The organism is Arthrobacter sp. 01N442, from assembly GCF_056399345.1.
Genome location: NZ_JBFTRD010000003.1, coordinates 1 through 24,586 on the forward strand (window position 1 = coordinate 1; position 24,586 = coordinate 24,586).

The 24,586-nt window shown below is 67.1% G+C and carries 25 protein-coding genes; 8 read left to right on the top strand and 17 right to left on the bottom strand.

Annotated elements, in window-relative coordinates; genetic code table 11:
• Window positions 1-170: 170 nt before the first annotated feature.
• A complete protein-coding gene (locus AC1DNC_RS05715; RefSeq protein ID WP_476861598.1) occupies window positions 171-656 on the top strand; it encodes a DUF1579 domain-containing protein in 486 nt (161 codons plus the stop codon).
• A 438-nt stretch (window positions 657-1,094) separates the two neighbouring features.
• Here the strand turns inward: AC1DNC_RS05715 and AC1DNC_RS05720 are convergent, their stop codons facing one another.
• From AC1DNC_RS05720 to AC1DNC_RS05745, 6 genes are all read right to left on the bottom strand, one after another.
• On the bottom strand, window positions 1,095-2,438 hold the full coding sequence (locus tag AC1DNC_RS05720) for a M16 family metallopeptidase (RefSeq protein WP_476861599.1): 1,344 nt from the start codon (window positions 2,436-2,438) through the stop codon (window positions 1,095-1,097).
• Window positions 2,439-2,559: 121 nt separating this feature from the next.
• Entirely contained in the window at window positions 2,560-4,800 is a 2,241-nt protein-coding gene (locus AC1DNC_RS05725; protein WP_476861893.1) for a polyribonucleotide nucleotidyltransferase, read from the bottom strand.
• Window positions 4,801-5,043: 243 nt separating this feature from the next.
• Window positions 5,044-5,313, bottom strand: a complete 270-nt coding sequence (gene rpsO, locus AC1DNC_RS05730) for a 30S ribosomal protein S15 (RefSeq protein ID WP_138769772.1) — start codon at window positions 5,311-5,313, stop codon at window positions 5,044-5,046.
• Window positions 5,314-5,509: 196 nt separating this feature from the next.
• Complete coding sequence (kynU, locus tag AC1DNC_RS05735) at window positions 5,510-6,712, bottom strand: kynureninase (protein ID WP_476861894.1); 1,203 nt, start codon at window positions 6,710-6,712, stop codon at window positions 5,510-5,512.
• Window positions 6,713-6,804: 92 nt separating this feature from the next.
• The gene (gene kynA, locus AC1DNC_RS05740) at window positions 6,805-7,659 is read right to left on the bottom strand and encodes a tryptophan 2,3-dioxygenase (protein ID WP_476861600.1); all 855 of its coding nucleotides are present in this window, start codon (window positions 7,657-7,659) and stop codon (window positions 6,805-6,807) included.
• 29 nt (window positions 7,660-7,688) lie between these two features.
• Window positions 7,689-8,705 (bottom strand): bifunctional riboflavin kinase/FAD synthetase, encoded by a 1,017-nt coding sequence (locus AC1DNC_RS05745; protein WP_476861601.1) that lies wholly within the window; start codon window positions 8,703-8,705, stop codon window positions 7,689-7,691.
• A gap of 235 nt (window positions 8,706-8,940) precedes the next feature.
• On the opposite strand from AC1DNC_RS05745, the gene AC1DNC_RS05750 reads away from it, so the two are divergent.
• Window positions 8,941-9,753: a DUF937 domain-containing protein gene (locus AC1DNC_RS05750; protein WP_476861602.1), complete on the top strand. Its 813-nt coding sequence runs from the start codon at window positions 8,941-8,943 to the stop codon at window positions 9,751-9,753.
• A 153-nt stretch (window positions 9,754-9,906) separates the two neighbouring features.
• Window positions 9,907-10,332, top strand: coding sequence for a hypothetical protein (locus AC1DNC_RS05755; RefSeq protein WP_476861603.1), 426 nt, complete (start codon window positions 9,907-9,909; stop codon window positions 10,330-10,332).
• A gap of 136 nt (window positions 10,333-10,468) precedes the next feature.
• Here AC1DNC_RS05755 and AC1DNC_RS05760 read toward each other — a convergent pair whose 3' ends face one another.
• The gene (locus AC1DNC_RS05760) at window positions 10,469-11,050 is read right to left on the bottom strand and encodes a P-loop NTPase family protein (protein WP_476861604.1); all 582 of its coding nucleotides are present in this window, start codon (window positions 11,048-11,050) and stop codon (window positions 10,469-10,471) included.
• A gap of 14 nt (window positions 11,051-11,064) precedes the next feature.
• Here AC1DNC_RS05760 and AC1DNC_RS05765 point away from each other — a divergent pair, with 14 nt between their 5' ends.
• Together AC1DNC_RS05765 and AC1DNC_RS05770 are read left to right on the top strand one after the other, a co-directional pair.
• Window positions 11,065-11,490, top strand: coding sequence for a GNAT family N-acetyltransferase (locus tag AC1DNC_RS05765; protein WP_476861605.1), 426 nt, complete (start codon window positions 11,065-11,067; stop codon window positions 11,488-11,490).
• 162 nt (window positions 11,491-11,652) lie between these two features.
• Window positions 11,653-12,027 (top strand): hypothetical protein, encoded by a 375-nt coding sequence (locus AC1DNC_RS05770; protein WP_476861606.1) that lies wholly within the window; start codon window positions 11,653-11,655, stop codon window positions 12,025-12,027.
• Here AC1DNC_RS05770 and AC1DNC_RS05775 read toward each other — a convergent pair.
• Together AC1DNC_RS05775 and AC1DNC_RS05780 are read right to left on the bottom strand one after the other, a co-directional pair.
• A complete protein-coding gene (locus AC1DNC_RS05775; RefSeq protein WP_476861607.1) occupies window positions 12,006-12,761 on the bottom strand; it encodes a class I SAM-dependent DNA methyltransferase in 756 nt (251 codons plus the stop codon). The genes AC1DNC_RS05770 and AC1DNC_RS05775 overlap by 22 nt on opposite strands.
• Window positions 12,762-13,064: 303 nt before the next feature.
• Window positions 13,065-14,567, bottom strand: coding sequence for an HNH endonuclease signature motif containing protein (locus AC1DNC_RS05780; RefSeq protein WP_476861608.1), 1,503 nt, complete (start codon window positions 14,565-14,567; stop codon window positions 13,065-13,067).
• Window positions 14,568-14,928: 361 nt separating this feature from the next.
• Here AC1DNC_RS05780 and AC1DNC_RS05785 point away from each other — a divergent pair, with 361 nt between their 5' ends.
• A complete protein-coding gene (locus AC1DNC_RS05785) occupies window positions 14,929-15,537 on the top strand; it encodes an NUDIX domain-containing protein (protein ID WP_476861609.1) in 609 nt (202 codons plus the stop codon).
• Between the two features lie 91 nt (window positions 15,538-15,628).
• Here AC1DNC_RS05785 and AC1DNC_RS05790 read toward each other — a convergent pair whose 3' ends face one another.
• The 4 genes from AC1DNC_RS05790 to truB all read right to left on the bottom strand — a co-directional run bounded on the left by AC1DNC_RS05790 (window position 15,629) and on the right by truB (window position 18,211).
• Window positions 15,629-16,081 carry a MarR family winged helix-turn-helix transcriptional regulator gene (locus tag AC1DNC_RS05790; RefSeq protein WP_476861610.1) on the bottom strand — a complete coding sequence of 151 codons (453 nt, stop codon included), beginning with the start codon at window positions 16,079-16,081 and terminating at the stop codon, window positions 15,629-15,631.
• A 255-nt stretch (window positions 16,082-16,336) separates the two neighbouring features.
• Entirely contained in the window at window positions 16,337-16,867 is a 531-nt protein-coding gene (locus AC1DNC_RS05795) for a hypothetical protein (RefSeq protein ID WP_476861611.1), read from the bottom strand.
• Between the two features lie 22 nt (window positions 16,868-16,889).
• Window positions 16,890-17,243 carry a hypothetical protein gene (locus AC1DNC_RS05800; RefSeq protein WP_476861612.1) on the bottom strand — a complete coding sequence of 118 codons (354 nt, stop codon included), beginning with the start codon at window positions 17,241-17,243 and terminating at the stop codon, window positions 16,890-16,892.
• A 2-nt stretch (window positions 17,244-17,245) separates the two neighbouring features.
• Entirely contained in the window at window positions 17,246-18,211 is a 966-nt protein-coding gene (gene truB / locus AC1DNC_RS05805) for a tRNA pseudouridine(55) synthase TruB (protein ID WP_476861613.1), read from the bottom strand.
• Window positions 18,212-18,292: 81 nt separating this feature from the next.
• Between truB and AC1DNC_RS05810 the strand changes: the two genes are divergently transcribed.
• Window positions 18,293-19,456, top strand: coding sequence for a pyridoxal phosphate-dependent aminotransferase (locus tag AC1DNC_RS05810; protein WP_476861614.1), 1,164 nt, complete (start codon window positions 18,293-18,295; stop codon window positions 19,454-19,456).
• A gap of 95 nt (window positions 19,457-19,551) precedes the next feature.
• Entirely contained in the window at window positions 19,552-19,746 is a 195-nt protein-coding gene (locus tag AC1DNC_RS05815) for a hypothetical protein (protein WP_476861615.1), read from the top strand.
• A 66-nt stretch (window positions 19,747-19,812) separates the two neighbouring features.
• On the opposite strand, the gene AC1DNC_RS05820 is transcribed toward AC1DNC_RS05815, so the two are convergent.
• The 4 genes from AC1DNC_RS05820 to infB all read right to left on the bottom strand — a co-directional run bounded on the left by AC1DNC_RS05820 (window position 19,813) and on the right by infB (window position 24,460).
• Complete coding sequence (locus tag AC1DNC_RS05820) at window positions 19,813-20,157, bottom strand: CU044_2847 family protein (protein ID WP_476861616.1); 345 nt, start codon at window positions 20,155-20,157, stop codon at window positions 19,813-19,815.
• Entirely contained in the window at window positions 20,154-20,603 is a 450-nt protein-coding gene (gene trxA, locus AC1DNC_RS05825) for a thioredoxin (RefSeq protein ID WP_476861617.1), read from the bottom strand. The genes AC1DNC_RS05820 and trxA overlap by 4 nt, the downstream gene beginning before the upstream one ends.
• A 165-nt stretch (window positions 20,604-20,768) precedes the next feature.
• Window positions 20,769-21,278: a 30S ribosome-binding factor RbfA gene (gene rbfA / locus AC1DNC_RS05830; protein ID WP_476861618.1), complete on the bottom strand. Its 510-nt coding sequence runs from the start codon at window positions 21,276-21,278 to the stop codon at window positions 20,769-20,771.
• 308 nt (window positions 21,279-21,586) lie between these two features.
• Window positions 21,587-24,460, bottom strand: a complete 2,874-nt coding sequence (infB, locus tag AC1DNC_RS05835) for a translation initiation factor IF-2 (RefSeq protein ID WP_476861619.1) — start codon at window positions 24,458-24,460, stop codon at window positions 21,587-21,589.
• Between the last annotated feature and the right edge of the window lie 126 nt (window positions 24,461-24,586).

Genomic DNA, 24,586 nt, shown 5'->3' on the forward strand with positions numbered 1-24,586 from the left:
CACCGACCCTCCCTCACATCCGGAGCCCCACCCACCGACCCTCCCTCACATCCGGAGCCCCACCCACCGACCCTCCCTCACATCCGGAAGGGATCCCATCCTTTACAGCCGCGGGACACGGCGTGATGATGGTGGCGAGGCCAGACGGAGGGTTTGCACTCGGAGGAAGCATGGATCGACCGCTGCCAGGCAGCGCGCACGAGGCCCTTGAGTCATTTCTGGGGCAATGGAGCGGCACCACCCGGTGGGAAGCTACCGCGTGGGGTCCGGCCCGCACCGCTGCGGCCGAGGTCGTGTTCGCCCGCGCAGCGGCTGGCTTGGCTGTGACCATGAGCTACCGCCACACAGATGCCGACGGCGTAAAGACCGAGGGGGTCGGCGTTTTCACCATGGATCCGGATCATCCCGACATGCTCTGGTACCACGTCAACAGCATGGGCCTGCCTCCGGAGGCGCCCGCCCGTGCCAGCTGGAACGACGGCACCCTGACAATTGAACGGCGCAGCGACCGCGGCACTGCCCGCCACACCTTGCGGGTCGAGGATGGCGAGCTAACGCATGCCGCCGGGCTGCGGCTGGGCAGCGCGAGCGAGTTCAGCCCTTTCATGACCACGGTCTGCCGCCGCGTCCCCGAGCCGGCGCCGGTTGCCGCCTGAGCTGAGGGAGCATCCGAAGTTCCCGCGCCGGATCTGAGGGAGGATCCGCGGTCTCCGCGCCTGAGCTGAGGGAGCATCAGAGGTTCCGGCGCCGGAGCTGAGGGAGGGTCCGCAGTTTCCGCACCGGATCTGAGGGAGCATCCGAAGTTCCCGCGCCTGATCTGAGGGAGGATCAGCGGCACCCACACCAGATCTGAGGGAGGATCAGCGGCACCCACACCAGATCTGAGGGAGGATCAGCGGCACCCACACCAGATCTGAGGGAGGATCAGCAGCACCACCACCGAAGCTGAGGGAGGATCAGCAGCACCACCACCGAAGCTGAGGGAGGATCCGCAGCACCCACACCGGATCTGAGGGAGCATCAGCCGTTTCCCCGCCGGATCTGAGGGAGGGTCCGCAGTTTCCGCGCCGGATCTGAGGGAGGGAGCGGCCGGGTTAGAGGCCGAAGGTTTCGGTTTCCTCGAAGGGGCCAACGACGGTCACGGTCCGCGGGGCGGCCGCGAGTTCGCGCGCCAGCTCCTGGACCTCGGCCACGGTGACGGCCTTGATCTGCCGGAGGGTCTCGTCGATGTCCTGGTATTCGCCGGAGACCAGTTCCGCGCGGCCCAGCCGGGACATCCGCGAGCCGGTGTCTTCGAGGGCCAGGACGATCCCGCCGCTGAGCTGGCCGACGGCCTTGCGCAGTTCCTCTTCGGTGATGCCGCCCTCGGCCAGCTTGTCCAACTCGGCGCCGAGCAGGTCCAGGACCTGGCGGACCTTGGACGGCGTGCAGCCGGCGTACATGCCGAAGTAGCCGGCATCGGCGTAGGAGGAGGCGAAGGAGTAGGTCGAGTAGACCAGGCCGCGCTTCTCGCGGACTTCCTGGAACAAGCGGGAGGACATGCCGCCGCCCAGGACTGCGTTCAGCACGCTCATCACGAAGCGGCGGTCGTCCGTGGCAACAAGGGAGGGGCAGCCCATGATGATGTTGGCCTGTTCCACCGGACGCTTGACCACGTGGAGGCCCGCAGTTCCGGTGATCGAGGCGCGCTCGGTGGAGCGGCGCTGCACCGGCGCGGCGTCGTGCTCGAGTGCCCAGCCGGCGGAGTGCAGGGCGTCCACCACGAGCCCGCAGACGACGTCGTGGTCCAGTCCCCCGGCGGCGGTGATCACAAGCTCGTCGGGGCGGTAGTAGCGGCGGTAGTGGTCCCAGACCGAATCGCGGGCGACGGCGCGGATGGCATCCGGCGTGCCACCGATCGGACGGCCCAGCGGATGTGTGCCGAGGACGGCGGCCACGAAGTGTTCGTGCGCGACGTCGGTGGGGTCGTCGCTGTCCATGGCGATTTCCTCGAGGATGACGTCGCGTTCCTGCTCCATCTCCTGCGGGTCCAGCACGGCGCCGGTGATCATGTCGGCGATGACGTCGATGGCCATCGGCAGGTCCGTGTCCAGCACCCGGGCAAAGTAGCAGGTGCTTTCCTTTGCGGTGGCGGCGTTCGATTCCCCGCCCACCTCGTCGAATGCTGAGGCGATTTCCAGCGCGGTGCGACGCTTGGTGCCCTTGAAGAGCAGGTGCTCCAGGAAGTGGGTGGAGCCGTGCTGCCCGGGGGCCTCGTCCCGCGAGCCGACCCCGACCCAGAAGCCGATGGTTGCTGAGCGCTGGCCCGGCATCGCTTCGGTCAGCACCCGGACACCGCCGGGCAGCACCGAGCGCCGCACCTCCGAGCCGCCTTCGGCTCCGTGAACGAGGGTGTCAGCGTGCTGGTTCTGCTCAAGCGGCAGGGGGACGACAGTCATTAAGGCCTTTCAAGAAACCGTCACGGAAAACGCGCCAAATCTGCCTGCAATCCTACCTGCCTTTAACGGCAGCGGGGCCGGTGGACGAATCCACCGGCCCCGCTGCTTGGGTCAGGAAAGACTACTCTGCGGACTCCTCGGAGACCTCAGCGTCGCCAGCCCCTGCCTCGTCGGCCACAACGGGCGAGAGGGAGAGCTTGCCGCGGTCATCGATCTTGGTGATTTCCACCTGGATCTTCTGGCCCACGGAGACGACGTCCTCGACGTTGTCCACGCGCTTGCCGCCGGCGATCTTGCGCAGCTCGGAGATGTGCAGCAGACCATCCTTGCCCGGGGTCAGGGAAACGAAGGCGCCGAAGGTGGTGGTCTTGACGACCGTACCCAGGTAACGCTCGCCGATTTCCGGGACCTGCGGGTTGGCGATGGCGTTGATCGCGGACCGTGCTGCGTCGGCAGACGGGCCGTTGGTGGCGCCAATGTAGACAGTTCCGTCATCCTCGATCGAGATGTCGGCTCCGGTGTCTTCCTGGATCTGGTTGATCATCTTGCCCTTCGGGCCGATGACCTCGCCGATCTTGTCTACCGGGATCTTGACCGCGATGACGCGCGGTGCGAACTCGGAGAGCTCGTCCGGGGTGTCGATCGCGGAGTTCAGCACGTCCAGGATGTGCAGGCGGGCTTCGCGGGCCTGCTTCAGGGCGGCGGCCAGGACCGACGCCGGGATGCCGTCGAGCTTGGTGTCCAGCTGGATGGCCGTGACGAACTCGGAGGTACCGGCAACCTTGAAGTCCATGTCGCCGAAGGCATCTTCGGCGCCGAGGATGTCGGTCAGCGCGGCGTAGCGGGTCTGGCCGTCAACCTGGTCGGAAACCAGGCCCATGGCGATACCGGCGACGGCGGCCTTCAGCGGCACACCTGCGTTGAACAGGGACAGCGTGGAGGCGCAGACGGAACCCATCGACGTCGAACCGTTGGAGCTGAGGGCTTCAGACACCTGGCGGATGGCGTAGGGGAATTCCTCGCGGGACGGCAGCACCGGCATGATGGCGCGCTCGGCGAGGGCACCGTGGCCGATTTCGCGGCGCTTTGGCGAACCGACGCGGCCGGTCTCGCCGGTGGAGTACGGCGGGAAGTTGTAGTTGTGCATGTAGCGCTTGCGCGTTACCGGCGACAGCGAGTCGATCTGCTGTTCCATCTTGAGCATGTTCAGCGTGGTGACACCCATGATCTGGGTCTCGCCGCGTTCGAAGATGGCCGATCCGTGGACGCGGGGCAGAACCTCGACCTCGGCGGTGAGCTGGCGGATGTCCGTCAGGCCTCGGCCGTCGATACGGATCTGGTCCTTGAGGATGCGCTGGCGCACAACCTGCTTGGTGACGGAGCGGAAGGCTGCGGACAGTTCCTTTTCGCGGCCTTCGAACTGGCCGGCCAGGGAGGAGACAACCTCGTCCTTGAGCTCGTCGGAAGCGGTGTCGCGTTCCTGCTTGTCGGCGATCTGGAAGACAGCGGCCAGCTTCTCGGCGGCAGCGGACTCGACGGCGGCGTAGACGTCGTCCTGGTAGTCCAGGAAGACCGGGAACTCGACGGTCGGCTTGGCGGCGCGTGCAGCCAGGTCCGACTGCGCTTCGCAAAGGGCCTTGATGAACGGCTTGACGGCCTCGAGGCCCTCGGAGACGACCTCTTCGGTCGGGGCGGTGGCGCCCTGTTCCTTGATGAGGTTCCAGGAGTTGTCCGTGGCTTCGGCTTCAACCATCATGATGGCGACGTCGTCGCCCGCGATGCGGCCGGCTACGACCATGTTGAAGACGGCGTTCTCCAGCTGGGAGTGCTTCGGGAACGCGACCCACTGCGAGCCGTTCTCGTCGGCGACGAGGGCAACGCGGACGCCGCCGATCGGGCCGGAGAAGGGCAGGCCGGAAAGCTGGGTGGACATCGAGGACGCGTTGATCGCGACGACGTCGTACAGCTCGTCCGGGTTAATGGAGAGCACGGTGACGACGATCTGGACCTCGTTGCGGAGGCCCTTCACGAACGCGGGGCGCAGCGGGCGGTCCATCAGGCGGCAGGCCAGGATGGCTTCCGTCGAGGGACGGCCTTCGCGGCGGAAGAACGAGCCCGGGATGCGGCCCGCGGCGTACATGCGCTCTTCGACGTCGACGGTCAGCGGGAAGAAGTCAAAACCTTCACGCGGGTGCTTGCCGGCGGTGGTTGCGGACAGCAGCGCGGTCTCTTCATCGATGTAGACCATGGCTGCGCCGGCTGCCTGCTTGGCAAGACGGCCGGTTTCAAAGCGGATAACCCGCTTGCCGAAGCGGCCATTGTCAATGACGGCTTCTGAGAACTGGATTTCGGGACCCTCCAAGAGAGTCACCTCCGTTTCTTGATTTACGGAGTCCAGCCGCATCAACCCAATCCAGCATCTGTCTACTGGACTGCACTGCACCCGGTCATCGATCGAGACCCACGGGCTAGGGCTTCAGTTCATTGAAGCCGTTCCCGGAGATCACTACCGAGGACCGCGAATGCGTGATGCGGTTGATCCTCCTGTTGAGTTTTTTGAAGAAGGCGGCCCCTTCCGATGGAAAGGGCCGCCCCTTAGAGCTGACTAGCGGCGCAGGCCGAGGCGCTCGATGAGCGCACGGTAGCGGTTGATGTCAGTGTTCTTGAGGTAGGTGAGCATGCGCTTGCGACGACCAACCATGGCCAGCAGACCGCGCTGGGTGTGGTAATCGTGCTTGTGCTCCTTCATGTGCTCCGTCAGATCCTTGATCCGCTGGGTCAGGACTGCAACCTGGACCTCCGGCGAACCGGTGTCGCCCTCGGACGTTGCGAAATCCTTCATGATGGACTGCTTTACAGCGGCTTCAAGTGCCACGTTAACTCCTAGAGATGTGCCGTGAGGCCCGAGTCAGTAATTCACTGCCGGGGGTGCCGCGCCGGAAATCCCTCACCCAAGGGGAAGGTCTTCCCTACACAACAAGAGCCAGCCGCCACGGACTGCAGCCGGATCCAACGTTTAGTTTACTGGCACGCCGCCGGAGTTGTCTAAACAGTCCGCGCGGCGGCCGCTGCTACTCCGAGCCGGCCAGCAGCCCGCGGATCGCCGCGACGCCGCGGTACAGCTCGGCGAACGAGGTGCTGAGCGGCGACAGCCCGATCCGGATGCCCTGCGGCGCACGGAAGTCCGGGATGACGTCCTGCTCCCACAGCGCGGCCGTCATCTCGCGGAAGGCCGGGTGGTCGACCGTGATGTGGCTGCCGCGCAGCTCCGGGTCGCGCGGGGTGGACAGCCGCACACCGGCAGGCTTCAGCCAAGCGTCATGGAGTTCGACGGCGAACGCGGTCAGCAGGCGGGACTTCTCCCGAACGGCGGCCATGCCCACTTCCTCCAGCAGGTCCAGCGTGCCGCGCATGGCGAGCATGCCGAAGACGGCCGGGGTGCCGCTGAGGAACCCCCGGATGCCAGGAGCGGCCTCGTAGCCGGGCCCCATTTCGAAGGCGTCTTTGCGTCCCATCCAGCCCCAGATCGGCTGCTGCAGGCCGGGCAGGTGGCGGGCGTTGACATAGGCGAAGGCGGGCGAGCCGGGTCCGCCGTTTAGGTACTTGTACGTGCAGCCGGCCGCGAAGTCCACGTCCGCGGCGTCCAGGCCGATCTCCACCGAACCGGCGGAATGGCACAGGTCCCACACCACCAGGGCGCCGGCGTCGTGGACGGCGGCGGTAATACCCGGCAGGTCCGCGAGGAAGCCGGAGCGGTAGGCGATCTGGCTCAGGACGACGACGGCGGTGGCTGGGCCGGTGGCGGCGCGCACCTGTTCAACGGTGACCCCGGAGGCCGGGTCCGCCTCGATCCAGCGCATGGTGAGTCCCTCTTCGCGGGCGATGCCTTCGACGAGGTAACGGTCAGTCGGGAAGTTGTCCGTGTCCAGCACGATCTCGGTGCGGGCCGGATCGGTGACGGCGGCCAGCGCGGCGCGGATCAGCTTGTAGAGCACCACGGTGGTGGAATCGGCGATGATGGTCTGCCCCGGGCCGGCGCCGAGTACGGCGCGGCCAAGCTGGTCACCGATGGCCTGCGGCAGCCGAAGCCATTCCTCGTCCCAGCCCCGGATCAGGCGGCCGCCCCAGCTGTCTTGGATGAAGCTGCTGATGTCCGTGACGGTCCGCTTGAGCGGGCGGCCGAGCGAGTTGCCGTCGAGGTAGGACAGGTCCGTGTCCGTACCGACGAAGTGCTCGCGGTAGGAGGCGAGAGGATCAGCCGCGTCGAGCTCCAGTGCGCGCTGCCAGAGGCCGTCGGTGCCCTGGGCGGCGGCGTCGGAGGCGCTTGTGGCGGCGGCGTCGGCGTCCTGGGCGGCGGCGTCGGCGCTCACTGGCCGATCTCCGTGCGGACCGCGAAAAGCTCGGGGAAGAAGGTCAATTCGAGGGCCTTCTGCAGGAAGGCGGCGCCGCTGGATCCGCCGGTGCCGGCCTTCATGCCGATCGTGCGCTGCACCGTCCTCAGATGGCGGAAGCGCCAGAGCTGGAAGTTGTCCTCCAGGTCCACGAGTTCCTCGCAGGCTTCGTAGGCACCCCAGTTGCTGGCCGCATTTTCATAGATGTACTTGAACACCGGGACCAGCTCGGGGCAGAACTCGTGGGCCCGGCTCACGTCACGGTTCAGCACCGATTCCGGCACGTCGAAGCCCTGGCGCTTAAGGTAAGCGAGGAAGTCGTCGTAAATACTGGGCGACTCGAGGAGTTCAAGCAGCATGCCGTGGGCTTCGGGGTCGGATTCGAACACCGGCAGCATTTTGCGGTTCTTGTTGCCGAGCAGGAATTCCACCGCCCGGTACTGGCTGGACTGGAACCCGGAGGAGTTGCCGAGGAAGCGACGGAACTGGGAGTACTCGGTGGGTGTAAGCGTGGCCAGCACGGACCACTGCTCGGTCAGGGTCTTCTGGATGTGCTTGACCCGGGCGATCGCCTTAAGCGCGGAACCAAGGTCGTCGGCGCGCAGCCAGGCGGCAGCGCTGCGGAGTTCATGCAGCACGAGCTTGAGCCACAGTTCCGTGGTCTGGTGCTGGATGATGAACAGCATCTCGTCGTGGTGCTCGGGCGCGCTGACCGGCTGTTGGGCGCTGAGCAGCGTCGGCAATTGCAGGTACGAGGCGTAGCTCATCCGGGCGCTGAAATCGCGGACAATGTCCTTGTCCAACTCCCGCGTGTTTTTCTCAATCGTCACGTTTTGCCTTCCTTGCCAAACGGGGCGCGCTAGCTGGCGAACAGGATGTCGTGAGCCTGCACGACGTCCAGCCGCATCTGCTCAACCAGAGCCTCAGGGCCACGGTACGCGACCATGCCGCGCAACCGGGCCACAAACTCGACCACCACTGTCTGGCCGTACAGATCGAAGTCTTCGACGGCCTCCTCCGGGCGGTCAATCACGTGTGCCTCGACCTGCCGGCTGACGCCGTCGAAGGTCGGGTTGGAGCCCACGGAAATGGCGGCGGGCCAGCGAGTGCCGGCCTGGTCCACGAGCCAGCCGGCATAGATGCCGTCGGCGGGGATGTAACCGCTGGCGTTCGAGGCGAGGTTGGCGGTGGGGAAACCGAGGTCGCGCCCGCGGGCGGCACCGTGAACCACTTCGCCCCGCATCCGGTGCGGTCGGCCCAAAACCGCGGCGGCGGTGGCGACGTCGCCCTCGCGCAGCGCTTCCCGGACCCAGGTCGAAGAGCAGCGGCGGTCGCTCGCGCCGTCGTCGATGGTGCTGCCGTGCTCGCCGCTTTGGTGTCCGTGCAGCGGATAGCCCTCTGAACCGAATTCACTGATGACCTGCACCTCGAAGCCGAGCTTTTCCCCCAGCTCCTTCATGGTGTCCAGGTCGCCTGAGTTTCCCCGGCCGAAGCGGGCGTCGTGGCCGATCACCACATGGCTGGCCTTGAGCGCATCGACCAGCACCGTGGATACGAATTCCTCCGGCGTAAGGCTGGCCAGTTCCAGCGAATACTTCATCACCAGGACAGCGTCCAGGCCCACCTCGCCCAGGGCGACGAGTTTGTCTTCCAGCCCCATGATCAGTTCCGGGGCGGATTCCGGGCGGTGCACCTGCGCCGGGTGCGGATCGAAGGTGATGGCGACGGCGCGGGCATGGTTCAGGCGGGCCGTGCGGATGAGCTGCGAGAGCACCTGCTGGTGGCCACGGTGCACGCCGTCGAAGTTGCCGAAAGTGACCACGGACGGGCCGAAGTCCGCCGGGACTTCGGACGGATCGTTCCAGATGTGGACCATCTACCTCGCCTTTTGCTGCCTGCCATGAACTCCTCCGGAGGGGTGGGCCGGCTCCGGAACTCTCTAAGATTACCCGCTATCGTCGCAGCTCCTGCACGAAGCCGGGACTCCCGCGCGATGCCTTTCGGCCTCCTCCGGCCCGGGCTACGATGCAAGGGCACCAGTTCGGCGACGGCAATGCTGCCGGCGCCGCCATCAATGCGCGCGGCCCGGCCCGCGGCTGAAGGAGAACGCCATGACTGAGCTTCAGGACATTCTCGGGCAGATCCCGGTAGACCAGATTGCCGACATGCTTGGCACCGACCGGCAAACGGCCCAAGCCGCGGTAGAAGCGGCCGTTCCCACCCTCCTCGCCGGCATGCACAACAATGCGCAGGCCCCGGATGGTGCGGCCTCGCTGGAGTCCGCGCTGGGCCAGCACCGGGACGGACTGGTCGACGGCGGCGTCGACGCGGCCCAGGTGGATACCGCCGACGGCGAGAAGATCGTGAACCATGTCTTCGGCGGCCAGCAGGACCAGGTCGCCAACCAGCTTGCCGGAACCGCGCAGCTTGGCGGTGTGGGCGGGGACCTGGTCCGCAAGCTCCTCCCCCTGCTCGCGCCGATCGTCATGTCCTATCTCGCCAACAAGGTCCTCGGCGGCCGGGGGCAGGCGGGGAGCGGAACCGGGGCTGGCGCGGGCACTGGTGCCGGTGCCGGGGGCATCGACCTGGGCGGCATCCTTGGTGGAATCCTCGGCGGAGGGGCTGCCGGCGGCGGTCTGGGCGACATCCTCGGCGGCATCCTTGGCGGCGGGCAGCAGCGGACGGCAAACGAGGCTGTCGCACCGGAGGGCGGCAACGCCGTCGAGCCGGAGCTTCAGCCCCAGGCTGTGCCGCAGGGTGTCCCGCAGGGCCAGCCGTCCAATAGTGAGCCGCAGCCCGGTGAGCTGATCGACATTGACCTCCCGGGCCAGCAAGGGGACGTTCCCCAGGACGCGCAGCCCGAGGCACAGAAGAACGACGGCGGCTTAGGCGGCCTGCTGGGCGGCCTGTTCGGGAAAAAATAGCGTCCGATTGGCAACGGCCTCCGGCGGCCTATTGGTGGCGCCGGGGGCCTTCCACTTTTTACCGGCCGTGTAACCGGCCTGGTAACCGGTCTGGCAGCAGCCGCCAGCCCGGCCCCGTGGCGGCCTGCTACAGTCAGGCTAAATTCCGGATCGATGTTGGGGGACATTATCAAGAACAAACTTCTCACCGCCGCCGCCCTCGCCACTCTGGTTGCTGTGCCGCTGGGCGTCGGTGCAGCGCAGGCCGCCGCAGTGAAGCATGCCGGCCAATCCACGGAGTCGAGGGCCAACGGTCCGGTCGGCGGCTACGAGGGCTGGTGGAACGCGACGCCGGCATCAGGTGACGCCGCGGCGCTGCCGCGGGAGACAGTCGCCGTCAACACGGAAACTTACAAAGTGGTGGACGCCTTCAACCGCGAGATCAACGACGCCGGACGGGCCACCAAGCTCACGGACGTGCACTACACGGTCGTGCCGGACCCGGCCTGGCCGGCCCACTCGGTGGTCATTATTGATACGTCGACGAATCGCGTGATTGCGGACTTCCGGGTCGACGCCCGGGGCGAACCGATCCGCTGACGCTGGTCAGGACGCCATGCTGGACCTTGGGCGCCGACCGCCGCACTACGGGGCGGGTCGCGGGTCTGAACCTAGGGAGCTGACCGGCAGATTACCCGGCGGGTCGCGGGTCTGTTTCGGGGAGCCGGGCGCCGCGCTACCCGGCGGGTCGCGGATCTGCTTCGGGGAGTTGCCGAAGCCATGCCTCGAGTTCGCGGGGGTGACGGAAGATGAGGACCTTCGACGCGCCCGGTGCGTTTTGCAGCTCTCGCATCACTCGTCGCTTGCGGCTAAAAGAGCGGAAATGCCATCCGATGATCGAGTCGGCTGCGAAGAGGCGGCCCAACGTTTCCTTGTTGCCGTTGCAGACCTCTTCCCGGGCGATGACGCGGCGAAGTGAGCGCCGGATCAATCGGAGCAGTGAAAGCCAGCGGGGATAGTCGAGGCCCACGATCAACTCCGCGCGCGGCACAACGAGGTCACGCCACACCCCATAGGCACTGTCGAGCACCCACTGGTCCTGTCCGGCGATGCGCGCTGCAAGTTCGCGCTGTATGGCGGTGTCGGGCTGCCGCCACCCCGGAAGCCAGCCGATATCGTCGTCGGCCGAGAACTCCGGGAGCCCCGTTCGAGCCGCGTACGCGCGGGCCGCGGAGGACTTGCCGCTTCCGGTGACACCGTAGAAGAGGACGCGGGATGGAGCAGCGGTGGGATTCGGGGTCTGCACGACGTTCAGCATGCCACACTGGTCCGATGCCTGAGTTTTCCATCTCTGCAAGCCCTGACGTGTCCGCCGCCGAGGCGTTGGCGCTCTACGAATCGGTGGGGTGGACCGCCTACACCCGGGACCCGGATCTGCTGGTGCGGGCTATCCAGAACTCCTCGTTCGTGGTCGCCGCGCGAAGTGCGACCGGTGGCCTTGTGGGCTTGGCCCGTTCCGTCTCTGATGACGCGACCATCTGCTACCTGCAGGACATCCTTGTGGATCCGGCGTTCCAGGGCGCCGGCGTGGGGCGTGCGTTGCTGGAAGCAGTCCAGCGGCGGTACGGGCATGTCCGCCAGACCGTTCTCATTACCGACAACGAGCCCGGCCAGCGTGCCTTTTACGAAACTCTGGGTTTCCCCGAGGGAGCCGATTTCAGTCCGGAGCCGATCCGCGTTTTCGCCCTGTTTCGCTGAGGCGCTGGTTGGCTGTTCTCCGTGGACCTAGTTCACATTGTCAGCTATGGTCTGAGCATGCGGAGGGTGGCGGGGGCAGCGGTAAGCGGAGCGCTGTCGCTTGTGCTGCTTTGCGGTTGCTGGATTGTGCCGGTCACCCACACAGACGTTTGCGTCGACTGGGTGCAATTCGAGACCATGCAGCAGCGCTTTGATCACGCCGGCGCGGTGTTGATTGGCAAGCCGCTGAAGCGGGACGGTGAGGCCCGGATCTACGGATACCAGGCGAACGTGCACGCGGTGGAAGTGGAGCGGGTACTCAAGGGCGGCATCGGGGCGGGCCCGGTACGTGTTGCGTCCATGCCGGTGACTTGCGGAAAGTCCTATCCGGACGGTGACCCGCTCGACACAGGTGCCCGGCAACTATTTTTCCTGACTGCGCAGAACGACGAATGGTTCACGATGACGCCGGACCAAGGCGCGGCACCGTTCCCGCCGGGTACTCCCCTCCCCTTCAAGATGCGTGGAGATGTGCTTCAGTCTGCCGTCAAGCGGTAAACCGACACGTGGCTGCGGGATTCTCCGGTGAATTCGCTGCCGTCCCAGTCTGCCCATCTGGATTCCAGCTCGAAGCCGGCCAGCCGGGCCATGAGGTCGAGCTCACTGGGCCAAATGAAGCGGTGTGGTGTCCGTACAATGCGTGCTTCCCTGCCGTCCGAGAGTTCCGGACCGAACCCCACGTGGTGCGAGACGACGTGCTGTTGCACCACGTCGTAAGTGTCGACCAGCAGGTACCCCGGCTGACTCACCTCGACCGTTCCGCTATGTCCGGGTGCGAGCGAACGAAGCTGTGGCACCCAGAGCTCGACGACGAAGCGCCCGCCGGGGGCCAGATGCCGGGCAGCGTTCTGGAAGCAGCGCACCTGCTCCTCCTGAGTTAGGAGGTTGGCGATGGTGTTGAACACTAGAAATGCGAGGGAGAAGTTGTCGCCTGCGACTGTCTCGGTCATGTCGCCTTGAACGACAGGAATCGCCTCCGCACCGTCCTTCTCGCGCAATCGGGAGATCATCGCATGCGACAGTTCGATGCCGGCGACACGGACCCCGGCTTCGGAGAGGGGAATCGCGACCCGTCCCGTGCCAATGGCAAATTCGACCGCCGGTCCGTTACCCGCGAGCTTCGACAGGACCTCGACCGTGGGGCCAAGTACCTCGGGCGCGAACATGCCCTCTCCAGGTGTGTCGTACTTCCTTGCGGCCTCGTTGTCCCAGAGCTGTTGCTGGTTGATCATCCCGCCACTATTGCATCCACTGTGCAGTTCCACTAGCGGTCGATGCGGTCCGCTCGGTACGAACTCGCGTGGCCAGGCGAATGGCGAAAGTTTTTGCTGACCGCTCGGCGCTCGCAGCTCTTCGCTCGGCGTCGTCCGGACCCCGGTTCGGACGCTGGCCCCACGACGCCAGTACACCCCTCCCCCTCCATGGAATCCTGAACTCCGCCCAGACCATGACCCCGCAGCTCCTGACCCAGCGGGACGACTCAACACGGCTGCCTCGGTCGCCCGTTCGGCGAGGGCCAGCACGGCACGGGTGGTTCACGATCTGAAGTAGTGGTTTCTTCGTGGTGTTTGGGTGGGGTCGAGGTGGGGTGGCGGGATGAACCAGGGGACGCCGTTGCGGGGTTGGATGGTCCATTGTTCTCTGTGGGTCAGGTGGTGATGGTGGGAGCACAGGAGTGTTCCATTGTCTGCGGATGTGGTGCCGCCTTTGGACCAGTAGGTGATGTGGTGGGCTTCGCACCAGGGGGCGGGGATGGTGCAGCCGGGGAAGGTGCAGCCTTGGTCGCGGGCGGTGATGGCTTTGCGGAGGTGGGGCGGGAAGAGCCGGGTGGTGCGGCCGATGTCGAGGATCCTGCGTTGGGTGCCGAGGAGGACGGGGATGATGTCGGCATCGCAGGCGATTTTGCGGATGGTCGCGGCGGTGACGGGTCCGGTGAATGCCATCGTGCCGGTGCCGGTGAAGCCGAGCCGGTCGGTGCCGGTGTGGCCGTTTCCGAAGGTTTCCCCAGTGCGGGTGGTGCGTTGGAGGCGTTCGAGGAGATCGCGGTAGTCGATGGTGACCATGACCTGAGGGCGTAGGCCACCCGCGGCGGGCCACCCGCCGGAGGCGAGGGCGACTTTGCAGGCGCCGACGAGGCCGTCCAGAAGTTTCTGAGGCCTCGACCGCCGGTCCAGGTCCGCCGCTCCGCCGTCGCCGTCTCTGGCCAGGCCGCCGCCGTCGGCGCCCGCCTCAGCTTGGTCCGCGCCTGCCTCTGCACCCGCACCGGTGCGGGGGTTGGTGGCGGTGTTCATCACGGTCAGCAGGTGTTCGAACTGTTCGGTGGTGGCGAAGATTTCCAGATGCTGCAGGCCGTGGCGGGGCCTGCGGACGAACGCGCCCTGGAGCTGGCGCAGGAGCTCCTCGGAGGGTTCGGCGCCGTCCTGGTCGATCGCGTCCATCCAGCGGCGGGCGATCCGGGCCAGGAAATCCGGGTCGTGCTCCGCCGCGGTGGCGGTCAGGGCGTGTTCCATCCGGGCGGCCGTGTCCGGGTCGCACACCGGCCGGACCCGGTCCAGTGCCTGACTGACGATGGTCGCAGACCGGGAGGGCACCGCGCCGGCGGCCACGGCCGCGGCGAGTTCCTCGCGCAAGGGCGGAAGGACCTGCCCGGTGATCCCGGTGCGCGGCAGCACGGTCCCGGCGAGGCAGAGCCGGCGGTGGGCCTCGGCGGCACTGATCTGGAGCCGGTCGCGCAGGAAGTCCCCGGTCTTGCGGTAGCCGTCGCCGGCGGCCGGGAGAGCATCGGCGGCGCCTTCCTTGCGGGTCCGGTCCACGGCCTCCGCGGCAACCACCTGCAGGTACTCCACCGCCCGGGAGATCTCCTCAACCCGGCCGGCGAACTCCGCCGCTTCACCGAACCCCAGCCGCGCCGCGTCCCCGACCGCCGTCGCGCACAGCTCCCGCAACTGCCCCAGAACGCTGCCCAGCGACAGAAAGCGTCGAACGCCATCAGCCGACCGATCGGCTGGCAAGAAGGTGACCGCTGCGCTGGTTCCCATGGACTAATCCTGCCGCGGACCTACGACATTATTGCCCCCACCGCTACCACTTGAGCCCTCGTCGGGCACGGGCGTCACGGGCCGGGCAACGGGCAACCGCCAAACATCATCGCCCGGCCGGTTGGCTGGCAAGAAGGTGACCGCTGCGCTGGTTCCCATGAGTCAATCCTGCCGTGGACCTACGACACTATGGCCCACCCAGAAACAACCCGCGCTCTCGTCGGGCCCGGGCGGCACGGGCCCGACCGAGTGCAACCGCCAAACATCATCGCCCGACCGATTGACTGGCAAGAAAGTGACCGCTGCGTTGGTTCCGAAGGTCAACCCCAATCCCCCAGCCGTGGCATGACAGACTATCCAGATGGACAGCTCAGGTTCACCGCAGCCAGCCCAGAAGAACCCCCATGACGGCCCGTCGGCAACGCGCGGAGAGCCGGAAGAGCAGGACCTGCGGCCGCGCGACACGTATCCCGAGCCCCGCCGGCCGCGCGGACCGCGGGACCCCGGCGATGCCTGGGTGGAAGGCGAACAAGGGCGCTTCTGGGGCCGCTTCGGCTCCGCGGGCCTGCTAGTACACGATGCGGCGAAGGGCGTCCTGCTGCAGCACCGCGCGACGTGGAGCGATCAGGGTGGCACCTGGGGTCTTCCTGGCGGCGCGTTGCACCAGGGTGAGGACGCCGTCGACGGCGCGCTGCGGGAGGCGAAAGAAGAGGCCGCCGTCCCGCCTGAATCCGTCCGTGTGCTGTTCACCTCGGTGTTCGACGTGGGCTACTGGTCGTACACGACGGTTGCCGCCCAGGTGGTGGAGCCGTTCGAGCCGGTCATTAGCGATCCGGAGAGCCTCGAATTGGAATGGGTCAGCCTCGACGGTGTCAGCGAGAAGGAGCTTCATCCGGGGTTCGCAGCTGCCTGGCCCGCGCTGCGCAGCAGGCTCCAGTCGCGCCACGGAGGTGCCGGGCGCCCCAACTAACGCCTTAAACGACCACGACGGCGGAGCTGCCAACGCGAACGTCAGCGGCTCCGCCGTCGAACAAACACCTTGCTAGCGCGAAGGAAAGCGCTCAGTAGCGCCCCGGGACCTCAAACGCGGCCAGAATCCTGGCCAGATCCTTCTGCAGGGTGGTCCAGCCCTCCAAGTCCTCGGGAAGTGCGTTGCGCTCGATCTGATGGGCCGTCGCCAACGCGGCCTGGCCCGACGGCGTCAGGGCGACAGAGAACTGCCGACGGTCGCGCTGGTCCCGGGTTCGAGTGACCAGTCCGGACTCTTCGAGCCGGCCGAGGACCTTGCCCAGCGACTGGCTTTGGACCGCGATCCGTCGCGCCAACTGCTCTTGGTTTAGCGGCCCTGCGGCGAGGCCTTGAAGGGCGATCACGGCGGCATGCGTCAGACCCAGGGCGGCCAAGGCCTGATCCTTGCGCCGCTCTACCACTCGCGCGGCCATCGACAGGAGTTGGTCTGTCCGCCACTTCTTGTCCGGCTTAGTATCGGGGTTCGTATCGTGACTCTGGCTCATGCGCGCCACCCGGGCTGGAGCCCCATGCCTGGTCTTCTCGGTTCCCATGTTGCTCGGGGAACGGCGTTCACAATGCTCATGATGCCTCCCTCGCTCCGGTGGACAAACGTGGGATAGCGGCTATCACTACCCGCGCTCCGGTACTACAATAAGCATGCTTACTATGCATTTGGCAAGTTTGCTTAGTATTCCGGATCACCCGGGCACTCCAAAGAACCCCTCCTCGGGGCTGCTTAGCTTGTGCGGGAGGTCTTGTCAGGCCTGTTTGGGTGCGGGGCGGCGGCGGTAGAGCCAGATGAGGCCAAGGATGGGCAGCAACAAGGGGATGAAGCCGTAACCGCGTCCGAACAAGGACCAAACCGTCTCATGCGGGAAGTTGACGGCGTCGAACAGGCTGAGCGCGCCAACCACCAGGACCCCGATCAGCTCGACCAGCACGGCGGTTACGGACACCTTGAACCAGGTCCTGCCGGCCTTTGCGAGTGAGACCGTCGCCACGATGTAGACGACGGCGGCGAAGGCGGACAGCAGGTACGCGAGCGGCGCCTCGGAAAACTTGGTGAGGATCTGGTACCCGGCGCGGGCGGTTGCCGATAGCGCGAACACCGCATAGACGGCGATCAGCAGCCGGCCTGGACCGGTGTTGCGGGTGTCCTTCGCCGGGGCGGCAGCCGCCTGGCCGGCGGCTCCGGCTCCAGTCTCGGCTCCAGTCCCGGCGCCCCCGGTCCCGGCAGCTCCGGCTGCGGTTCCCGCGTCGCCGCTGGCGTCCTGCTGTGAAGCCGTCATGTTCTTCTTTGCCTCTTCCACGTCAGTACCAGATCTGGTTCATTCGGGCCGCCATCACCAGAGCGGTGACGCCGACAGCCGCCAGCACGAAGTTGCTCCACCGGGTGCGTTCCAGGATGGCCCAGTACACGGCCCCGACCGGCAGCATCAGCGCGGTGACGAGGTATCCCCAGAATTCCCAGGGCTCGCCCGCGATGTGCTCCCCGGACGCGACCCGGATGATCGAACCCACCAGGTACACCAGCAGGGACAGCTCGACGGCGGCTACCGAGAGGATCGTCGCGTCGTTCGGAGCCTTCTTCAGGACGCCGGCGCCGATGCAAAGCAGGCTGGAGAGCAGCCCCACCGCCAGGATGATGTAGAAGTATGCGTCCACGGCTAACCCGCCGGCTCTGCGGAGGAAGCCTGCGTGGCGGCAGTTTTCCCGGCAGCCGGTTTCTCATTGTCCGGCGCGAAGACCAGCACGGGCTTGGCATAACTCCCAGCGTCGGCCAGCAAGGCCACGAGGGAGCCGTCGGGGGCGAAGGCCGCCGCGGGCTTCTCCGGCGTTGCGGCGTCCGGCGTGCCGACAGCAGGACCTGCCGTGATCCTACGCCCGAAGGACAGCTCCGTTGTTTCGTCGGCGGTCAGCTCCCGGTTGGGCATCAGCGCCCGGGCGGCCTGCGACATCTCCAGGACGTCCAACTCCTCGGCAAGCTGCTCCAGGGTCCGGGCCTGGTCCAGGGTGTAGGGGCCCACCTGGGTCCGGCGCAGGGCCGTCAGGTGGCCGCCGACGCCGAGGGCCTCGCCAAGATCCCGGGCAAGGGCCCGAATGTACGTTCCGGAGGAGCACTCAACGGTGACGTCCAGGTCGAGGGCTTCGCCGTCCTGCGTGCGGCGGAGTTCGTGGATCTCGAAGCGGTGGATCGTGACGGGCCGGGCCGCGAGCTTGACGTCTTCGCCGGAGCGGACGCGGGCGTAGGCACGCTCGCCGTTGACCTTGATGGCGCTGACGCTGCTCGGAACCTGCTGGATTTCGCCCGTCAGGGCGGCGACGCCGGCCCGGACGGCGTCCTCGGTGACCGCAGCGGCGCTGCGGGTAGCGGTGACCTCACCTTCGGCGTCGTCCGTGACGGTCGACTCGCCGAGGCGGATGGTGGCGGTGTAAGTCTTGGAGGTTCCCACGATGTAGGTCAGCAGGCGTGTCGCCTTGTTGATGCCAAGCACCAGCACCCCGGTCGCCATGGGGTCCAGGGTTCCGGCATGGCCCACCTTTCGGGTACCGGCGATCCGCCGCATCCGTCCAACCACATCGTGGCTGGTCCAGCCTTGCGGCTTGTCCACTATCACCAGTCCAGAAAGCACGCCTCCCAGTATATCCGCGCCGGGACGGCCCCCGGCGCGGACGGCGGCGCCAGGCTGCCGGCCGCGGCTAGGATGGCACACATGCCCGAGCTTGCAGCCCATGTCCGCGACGTTCCCGTCAACCAGATCCGCGAGATCACCGAGGCCGCCTGGCACACCCCGGGCGCGATCGTGCTGAGTATCGGCGAACCAGGCTTCGCCCTCCCCCGGCACATCCTCGAAGCCGGCATGGCGTGCCTGGACCGGGACGAGACCAACTACACGCCCAACGCCGGCATTCCTGCGCTGCGCGAGGCCTTTGCGGCGCGGTTCCGGGAGCACAATGCGACGCCGGTCGGCGCGGACCGGGTGTACGTCGTCGACGGGGCGCAGCAGGGCCTGCACTTCGCCATGACCTTGCTGCTCTCCCCCGGCGACGAGATCCTGATCCCGAACCCGGGCTACCCGACGTTCGCGATGACGTCCCGGCTGCTGCACGCCGTCCCGGTCGAGTACCCGCTCTACCCGGACCACGACTTCCAGCCGAGGATCGAGGACATCGAAGCCCTGATCACCCCGCGGACCAAGGCCCTGATCCTCAATTCCCCGTCAAACCCGCTCGGCGCCGTGCTGGGCGAGGATCTCACCCGCAGCCTCGTGGAACTGGCCGTCCGGCACGATCTGTGGATCATTTCCGACGAATGCTACGAGGCGTTCACCTACGACGTCCCGCACGTCAGCCCGGCCCGCTTCGACAGCGACGTCCCGGGCAAGGCCCGGGTCTTCACCTCGCTGACCCTGTCCAAGACCTATGGCCTCACCGGGCTGCGGATCGGTGCGCTGATTTGCCCGCCCGGGCTCGAGCAGCAGATGAACAACGTGATGGAGGCGATCGTTTCCTGCGTCGCGTCGCCCTCCCAGTACGCCGCCCTCGCGGCCCTGACCGGCCCGCAGGACTACGTCAGCCATGCCCGCGCGCATTACCGTGCCAACCGGGACGCCGCCTCCGCCGTACTCGAGTCCAAGGGCATCCCGTTCCTTAGCGCGCAGGGCGCCTTCTACCTCTGGGCCGATGTCTCGCACGCCAGCGGCGGTGACGTTCGTGCCTGGGTGCGACGCTTCCTCGCTGACTCCGGGGTGTCATTCGCGCCGGGTACCGCGTTCGGCTCCATCGGTGAGGGGTGGATCCGGATTGCCCTGTGCGGCGGCCAGGCCGAGCTCGTCGAAGGCCTGGGCCGGCTTCCGGCGCGCGACGGGGCTTTCTAGTCCTACCGCCCGGAGGGACCAGGCAGTAGCCTGACCACAACGCGGGTGCGGGCGGATCCACGGCGGGTACGCGGCCGGCCCGGGAGGAGGACCTCATGTGGTGGCAGGATTTGCTGTGGGGCGTCTGGAACGGCATCACGGCCTGGATTGTGCTGATTGCGCATGTGTTCGGCGCATGGAAAGAGTTCCCCTTCTACAACACGGGGCGGGCCGGCAACTGGTACGATTTCGGCTTCCTGCTGGGCATGGGTTCCCCGCTGCTCGGAACCCTGGGCCGGCGGCGGCGCTGAGGCGCCCACGCTAGAAGGCGGCGCTGCGGCGCGGGTGCCTCAGTGACGCTGCCCGGGCGGTCGGCGTCAGAGCCTGATTTCGTCCTCCGGCAGCAAGGACGACGGCGGCGCGGTGAACGACATCTTGACGATGAAGTGCCCCTCGGAACAGTTCCTCGCAATGATGGCCCCGGCTTCGCCGGCCAGTTTTACCCCGAACTGGAGCTCCAGGTGCTCGGGGGCGAGCTCCCGCATTACGTCGGCGGCGGCCCTGGCGGCCGGCCGCACCGCCGCAAGGGCGTCCTCGAGCCGCCGGCCGGCGTCGAGGATGCCCAGTTCATTGCGGGCGGGCCGTTCGACGCCGAAGCTGCCTTCCTCGACCTCCACCAGCACTGTTCCGGACCCAACTTCGTAGCGCAAGATTTCGGTCATGGCGTGCTCCCTTCGTGGCGGGCTGCCAGCGCACCGTCCAGCCAGTTGCGCAGTGCCGCGGCCGGCGGGGCTCCGGCCTGCCGGGCCACGACCTTGCCGTCGATGATCACCAGCATGGTGGGGATCGCCTGCACATCGAAGCGCCGGGCCAGCTGTGGTGACCGGTCGACGTCGACCTTGACGAGCTTGACCCGGCCGGCCCGTTCCTGCGCGAGTTTGTCCAGCACCGGGCTGACCATTCGACACGGGCCGCACCAGGCCGCCCAAAAGTCGACGAGGGCAGGCACCGGGGATTGTTCTGCGACGGCGGCGAAGTCTGCGTCGCCGGCCTCGACAACCCAGGGCAGGTCGCGGCGGCATTTGCCGCACCGCGGGTGCCCTGACGCCACGACCGGGATGCGGTTGGTCGTGCCGCAATGGGGGCACTTGAGCAGCGCGCTAGTCACGGCCGGTCGCCGTCGTTCCGCTCGCCCGCAGTCATGACTCCATGGGACGCTCCCGCCCGGACCGGGCCTAGAGTCCAAAGTCCCCCGGCTAGCCAGACACGAAACTGGCCGGACCCTTAGGGGTCCGGCCAGTCGTGGCAGCGCTGCGTCTATTGCCTGCTGCAGCTACTTGTTGCTGTCTTCGTCGACGTCGCTGTCGCCACTGAGGTCAGTGTCCTCTTCGTCGAAGTCGTCCTCGTCGAGCTCTACGTCCTCGGGGATGTCGCTCTTGTACGGATCGGCGTCGCCGGCGTGCTTTGCGCTGGCCGCGAGGGCCGCCACCTCCGCGTCGCGCTTCTTCGCCGCCCGCAGGAGCTCTTCAAGGTTGGAGGCGACGACGGGGATCTGGTCGGCGACGAATTCCAGCGTCGGCGTCAGCCGGACGGTGATGTTGCGGCCAACTTCCTGGCGCAGCACACCCTTGGCCTTCTCCAGGCCCTTGGCCGCATCGGCCTGGGCCACTTCGTCACCGAAGACGGTGTAGTAGACCGTGGCGTGCTGCAGATCATTGGTCACACGCGCGTCAGTCACCGTCACGCCCTCAAGCCGGGGATCCTTCACCCTCCGGCCCAAAGCCTCAGCCACAACAACCTTAATCCGCTGCGCCAACTTGGCAGCCCGTGCGGGATCAGCCATTTCCACTCCTAAAAAATTTGGATGTACGACGGCGCCGAAACGGTCGCCATACAACTGTTGGGATTTGATGCCACGCCCTAAAGCGAGTCTACGACGGACGCGCACGGGATTCTCCCGCGGATCCTTGGAGCCGTTGTGGGGGCCCGGGAGTGGCATCGGGCCTGCCGGAGCTGGGCGGCCGACGTCGTCAGACGTTGGCCGCCCAGCGCAGGGGCGGGGCCCCCACAACGGCGGAAAGGGCGGGGCCGCCGGAAAAAATCCAACGGCCCCGCACCTGTTACTGCTGACTCGCCATCAGGCGGACCGACTTAGACGCGCGGCTTTTCGCGCATCTCGAAGGTCTCGATGATGTCACCCTCGTTGATGTCGTTGTACGAGCCAAGACCGATACCACACTCGAAGTCCGTGCGGACCTCGGTGGCGTCGTCCTTGAAGCGCTTGAGCGTCTCAACGGTGAGGTTGTCCCCGATGACCTTGCCGTCGCGGCTGATGCGGGCCTTGGCGTTGCGCCGGATAACACCGGAGCGGACGATCGAGCCTGCAATGTTGCCGAACTTGGAAGAACGGAACACTTCGCGGACCTCGGCGGTACCAAGCTGGACTTCTTCGTACTCCGGCTTGAGCATGCCCTTGAGGGCTGCTTCGATGTCATCGATTGCTGCGTAGATGACGGAGTAGAAGCGCATGTCCACGCCTTCGCGGTCTGCCAGTTCGGCAACACGCTCGGCGGGCTTGACGTTGAAGCCGATGATGACGGCGGAGTCGACCGTTGCCAGGTTGACGTCGTTCTGCGTGATCGCACCGACACCGCGGTGGATAACGCGGAGCTGGACACCCTCGCCGACGTCGATCTTGAGCAGCGCGTCTTCGAGGGCTTCGACCGCACCGGACACGTCACCCTTGAGGATGAGGTTGAGGGTGTCGATCTTGCCTTCGGCGACGGCCTGGTCGAAGTCTTCCAGGCTGATGCGCTTGCGGCGCTTGGCCAGGGCGGCGTTGCGGTCGGCGGCTTCACGCTTCTCGGCGATCTGGCGGGCGGTGCGCTCGTCAGCGGTCACGAAGAAGGTGTCACCGGCGCGCGGGACGTTGGACAGACCCAGCACCTGCACGGGGCGGGACGGGCCGGCCTCGGTCAGGGCGCTGCCGTCGTCGTCGAACATGGCGCGGACGCGGCCGTGGGCCGTGCCTGCCACGATCGTGTCGCCGACGTGGAGCGTACCGGACTGGACCAGGACGGTTGCGACAGCACCGCGGCCCTTGTCCAGGTTGGCTTCGATCGCGATACCGCGGGCGTCCTTGTTCGGGTTGGCGCGCATGTCCAAGGCGGCGTCTGCGGTGAGCAGGACTGCCTCGAGCAGCTCGTCGATGTTGAGGTTCTGGCGGGCAGAGACCTCAACGAACATGGTGTCGCCACCGTACTCTTCCGGAACCAGGCCGTACTCGGTCAGCTGGCCGCGGACCTTGTCCGGGTTGGCGCCTTCCTTGTCGATCTTGTTCACGGCCACGACGATCGGCACGTTGGCCGCCTGGGCGTGGTTGAGCGCCTCGATGGTCTGCGGCATAACGCCGTCGTCCGCTGCCACCACGAGGATGGCAATATCGGTGACCTTGGCACCACGGGCACGCATGGCGGTGAACGCCTCGTGGCCCGGAGTATCGATGAAGGTGATCTTGCGATCGGTGCCCTCGTGGTTGTGGGTGACCTGGTACGCACCGATATGCTGGGTGATGCCGCCGTGTTCGCCCGCCATGACGTCGGACTTGCGGATGGCATCGAGCAGGCGGGTCTTACCGTGGTCAACGTGACCCATGACGGTGACTACCGGCGGACGAGCCTCAAGCTCCTCGTCGCCTTCGGCTTCCAGCTCAGCTTCGAAGTCAATGTCGAAGCCGGAGAGCAGCTCGCGCTCCTCGTCCTCCGGCGACACGACCTGGAGCTTGTAGCCAAGCTCCTCGCCGAGCAGGGCAAAGGTTTCCTCGTCCAGCGACTGCGTGGCCGTGGCCATTTCGCCGAGGTGGAAGAGGACCGTCACCAGTGCGGCGGGGTTTGCCTCGATCTTGTCGGCGAAGTCCGTGATGGACGAGCCGCGGCGGAGCCGGACTACGGTGTTGCCGTCGCCGCGGGGTACGCTCACGCCACCCAGCGACGGGGCACTCATCTGCTCGAGTTCCTGGCGCTTGGCACGCTTCGACTTGCGCTGCTTGCCGCGGCCTGCGCCGCCCTTGCCGAATGCACCCTGGGTGCCACCGCGACCGCGGCCACCCTTGCCGAAGCCACCGCCGGCCGGAGCGCCGCCGCCGGCGCCGGGACCACCGGTGCCAGGAGCGCCACCCGGGCGGCCCGGGCCACGGCCGCCACCGGGACGGCCGGCGCCGGTGGGCGCGGGACGTTCGGTGCGGTTGGGCATCATGCCGGGAGTCGGGCGGTTTCCGCCGGCTCCGGGACGGGCGCCGGGAGCGCCGGCCGGACGCGGAGCGCCCGGACGTGCACCGGCAGCGCCGGCCGGACGCGGAGCGCCCGGACGGGGGCCGCCTGCGCCTGCTGCGGGACGGGGACCGCCGGGGCGTTCGCCCTCGGTGCGGCTTCCGCCCGGACGCGGCATGCCCTGCGAGGGAGCGAACGGGTTGTTGCCCGGACGCGCCGTGCGTTCGTTGTCGCCGCCGCGGCCGCGGGGCATGCCCTGGGACGTGGCGAACGGATTGTTGCCGGGACGGGGGCCGCCCGGACGCGGTGCCGAGCCGCCCTGGCGTGCCGGAGCAGCGGGGGCCTCAGCCTTGGGTGCCGGACGTGCGCCGGGCTTGGCGCCGGTGGACGGAGCCGCCGGAGCTTCGGCAGCCGGTGCGGCGGCGGGGGCCGCTGCTGCGGGTGCCTCAGCCGGGGCGGAAGGAGCCGCCGGAGCCGGGGCTTCAGTCTTGGTTTCGGCTGCCTTCGGCGCGGCGGGAGCCGGCGCGGGCGCCGGTCGTGTCGCTGCCGGGCTGGCCTTGGGGGCGGACGCGGGCGCTTCGGTCTTCGAAGCGGCAGGTGCGTCGGGGTAGGCGTTGCGGAGTTTCCGCACAACGGGGGCCTCAATGGTGGAAGAGGCGGAGCGAACGAATTCGCCCAGTTCCTGCAGTTTGGTTACTGCATCTTTGGAAGTAATACCGAGCTCTTTTGCAAGCTCATGTACGCGGACCTTGGCCACATTTCTCCTGTCTCGGTCCGCACCGAGCCAGGCACGAACCGTCTACTTCTTACTGCGGGCCTCCGCCGCTGTTGCAGCTGAAAGGCCCATTGCAGAGCGCAACAAAGTTGTCATCGTTGCGCACTC

Excerpts from the sequence above, each read along its gene's own strand:
- AC1DNC_RS05720 (WP_476861599.1), bottom strand. The coding sequence starts at position 2,438 with ATGACTGTCGTCCCCCTGCCGCTTGAGCAGAACCAGCACGCTGACACC.
- AC1DNC_RS05745 (WP_476861601.1), bottom strand. The coding sequence starts at position 8,705 with ATGGTCCACATCTGGAACGATCCGTCCGAAGTCCCGGCGGACTTCGGC.
- AC1DNC_RS05715 (WP_476861598.1), top strand. The coding sequence starts at position 171 with ATGGATCGACCGCTGCCAGGCAGCGCGCACGAGGCCCTTGAGTCATTT.
- AC1DNC_RS05755 (WP_476861603.1), top strand. The coding sequence starts at position 9,907 with ATGTTGGGGGACATTATCAAGAACAAACTTCTCACCGCCGCCGCCCTC.
- AC1DNC_RS05795 (WP_476861611.1), bottom strand. The coding sequence starts at position 16,867 with ATGACGGCTTCACAGCAGGACGCCAGCGGCGACGCGGGAACCGCAGCC.
- AC1DNC_RS05820 (WP_476861616.1), bottom strand. The coding sequence starts at position 20,157 with ATGACCGAAATCTTGCGCTACGAAGTTGGGTCCGGAACAGTGCTGGTG.
- AC1DNC_RS05775 (WP_476861607.1), bottom strand. The coding sequence starts at position 12,761 with ATGATCAACCAGCAACAGCTCTGGGACAACGAGGCCGCAAGGAAGTAC.
- AC1DNC_RS05765 (WP_476861605.1), top strand. The coding sequence starts at position 11,065 with ATGCCTGAGTTTTCCATCTCTGCAAGCCCTGACGTGTCCGCCGCCGAG.
- AC1DNC_RS05790 (WP_476861610.1), bottom strand. The coding sequence starts at position 16,081 with ATGAGCCAGAGTCACGATACGAACCCCGATACTAAGCCGGACAAGAAG.
- AC1DNC_RS05750 (WP_476861602.1), top strand. The coding sequence starts at position 8,941 with ATGACTGAGCTTCAGGACATTCTCGGGCAGATCCCGGTAGACCAGATT.
- AC1DNC_RS05810 (WP_476861614.1), top strand. The coding sequence starts at position 18,293 with ATGCCCGAGCTTGCAGCCCATGTCCGCGACGTTCCCGTCAACCAGATC.
- AC1DNC_RS05760 (WP_476861604.1), bottom strand. The coding sequence starts at position 11,050 with ATGCTGAACGTCGTGCAGACCCCGAATCCCACCGCTGCTCCATCCCGC.
- rbfA (WP_476861618.1), bottom strand. The coding sequence starts at position 21,278 with ATGGCTGATCCCGCACGGGCTGCCAAGTTGGCGCAGCGGATTAAGGTT.
- AC1DNC_RS05815 (WP_476861615.1), top strand. The coding sequence starts at position 19,552 with ATGTGGTGGCAGGATTTGCTGTGGGGCGTCTGGAACGGCATCACGGCC.
- AC1DNC_RS05780 (WP_476861608.1), bottom strand. The coding sequence starts at position 14,567 with ATGGGAACCAGCGCAGCGGTCACCTTCTTGCCAGCCGATCGGTCGGCT.
- AC1DNC_RS05785 (WP_476861609.1), top strand. The coding sequence starts at position 14,929 with ATGGACAGCTCAGGTTCACCGCAGCCAGCCCAGAAGAACCCCCATGAC.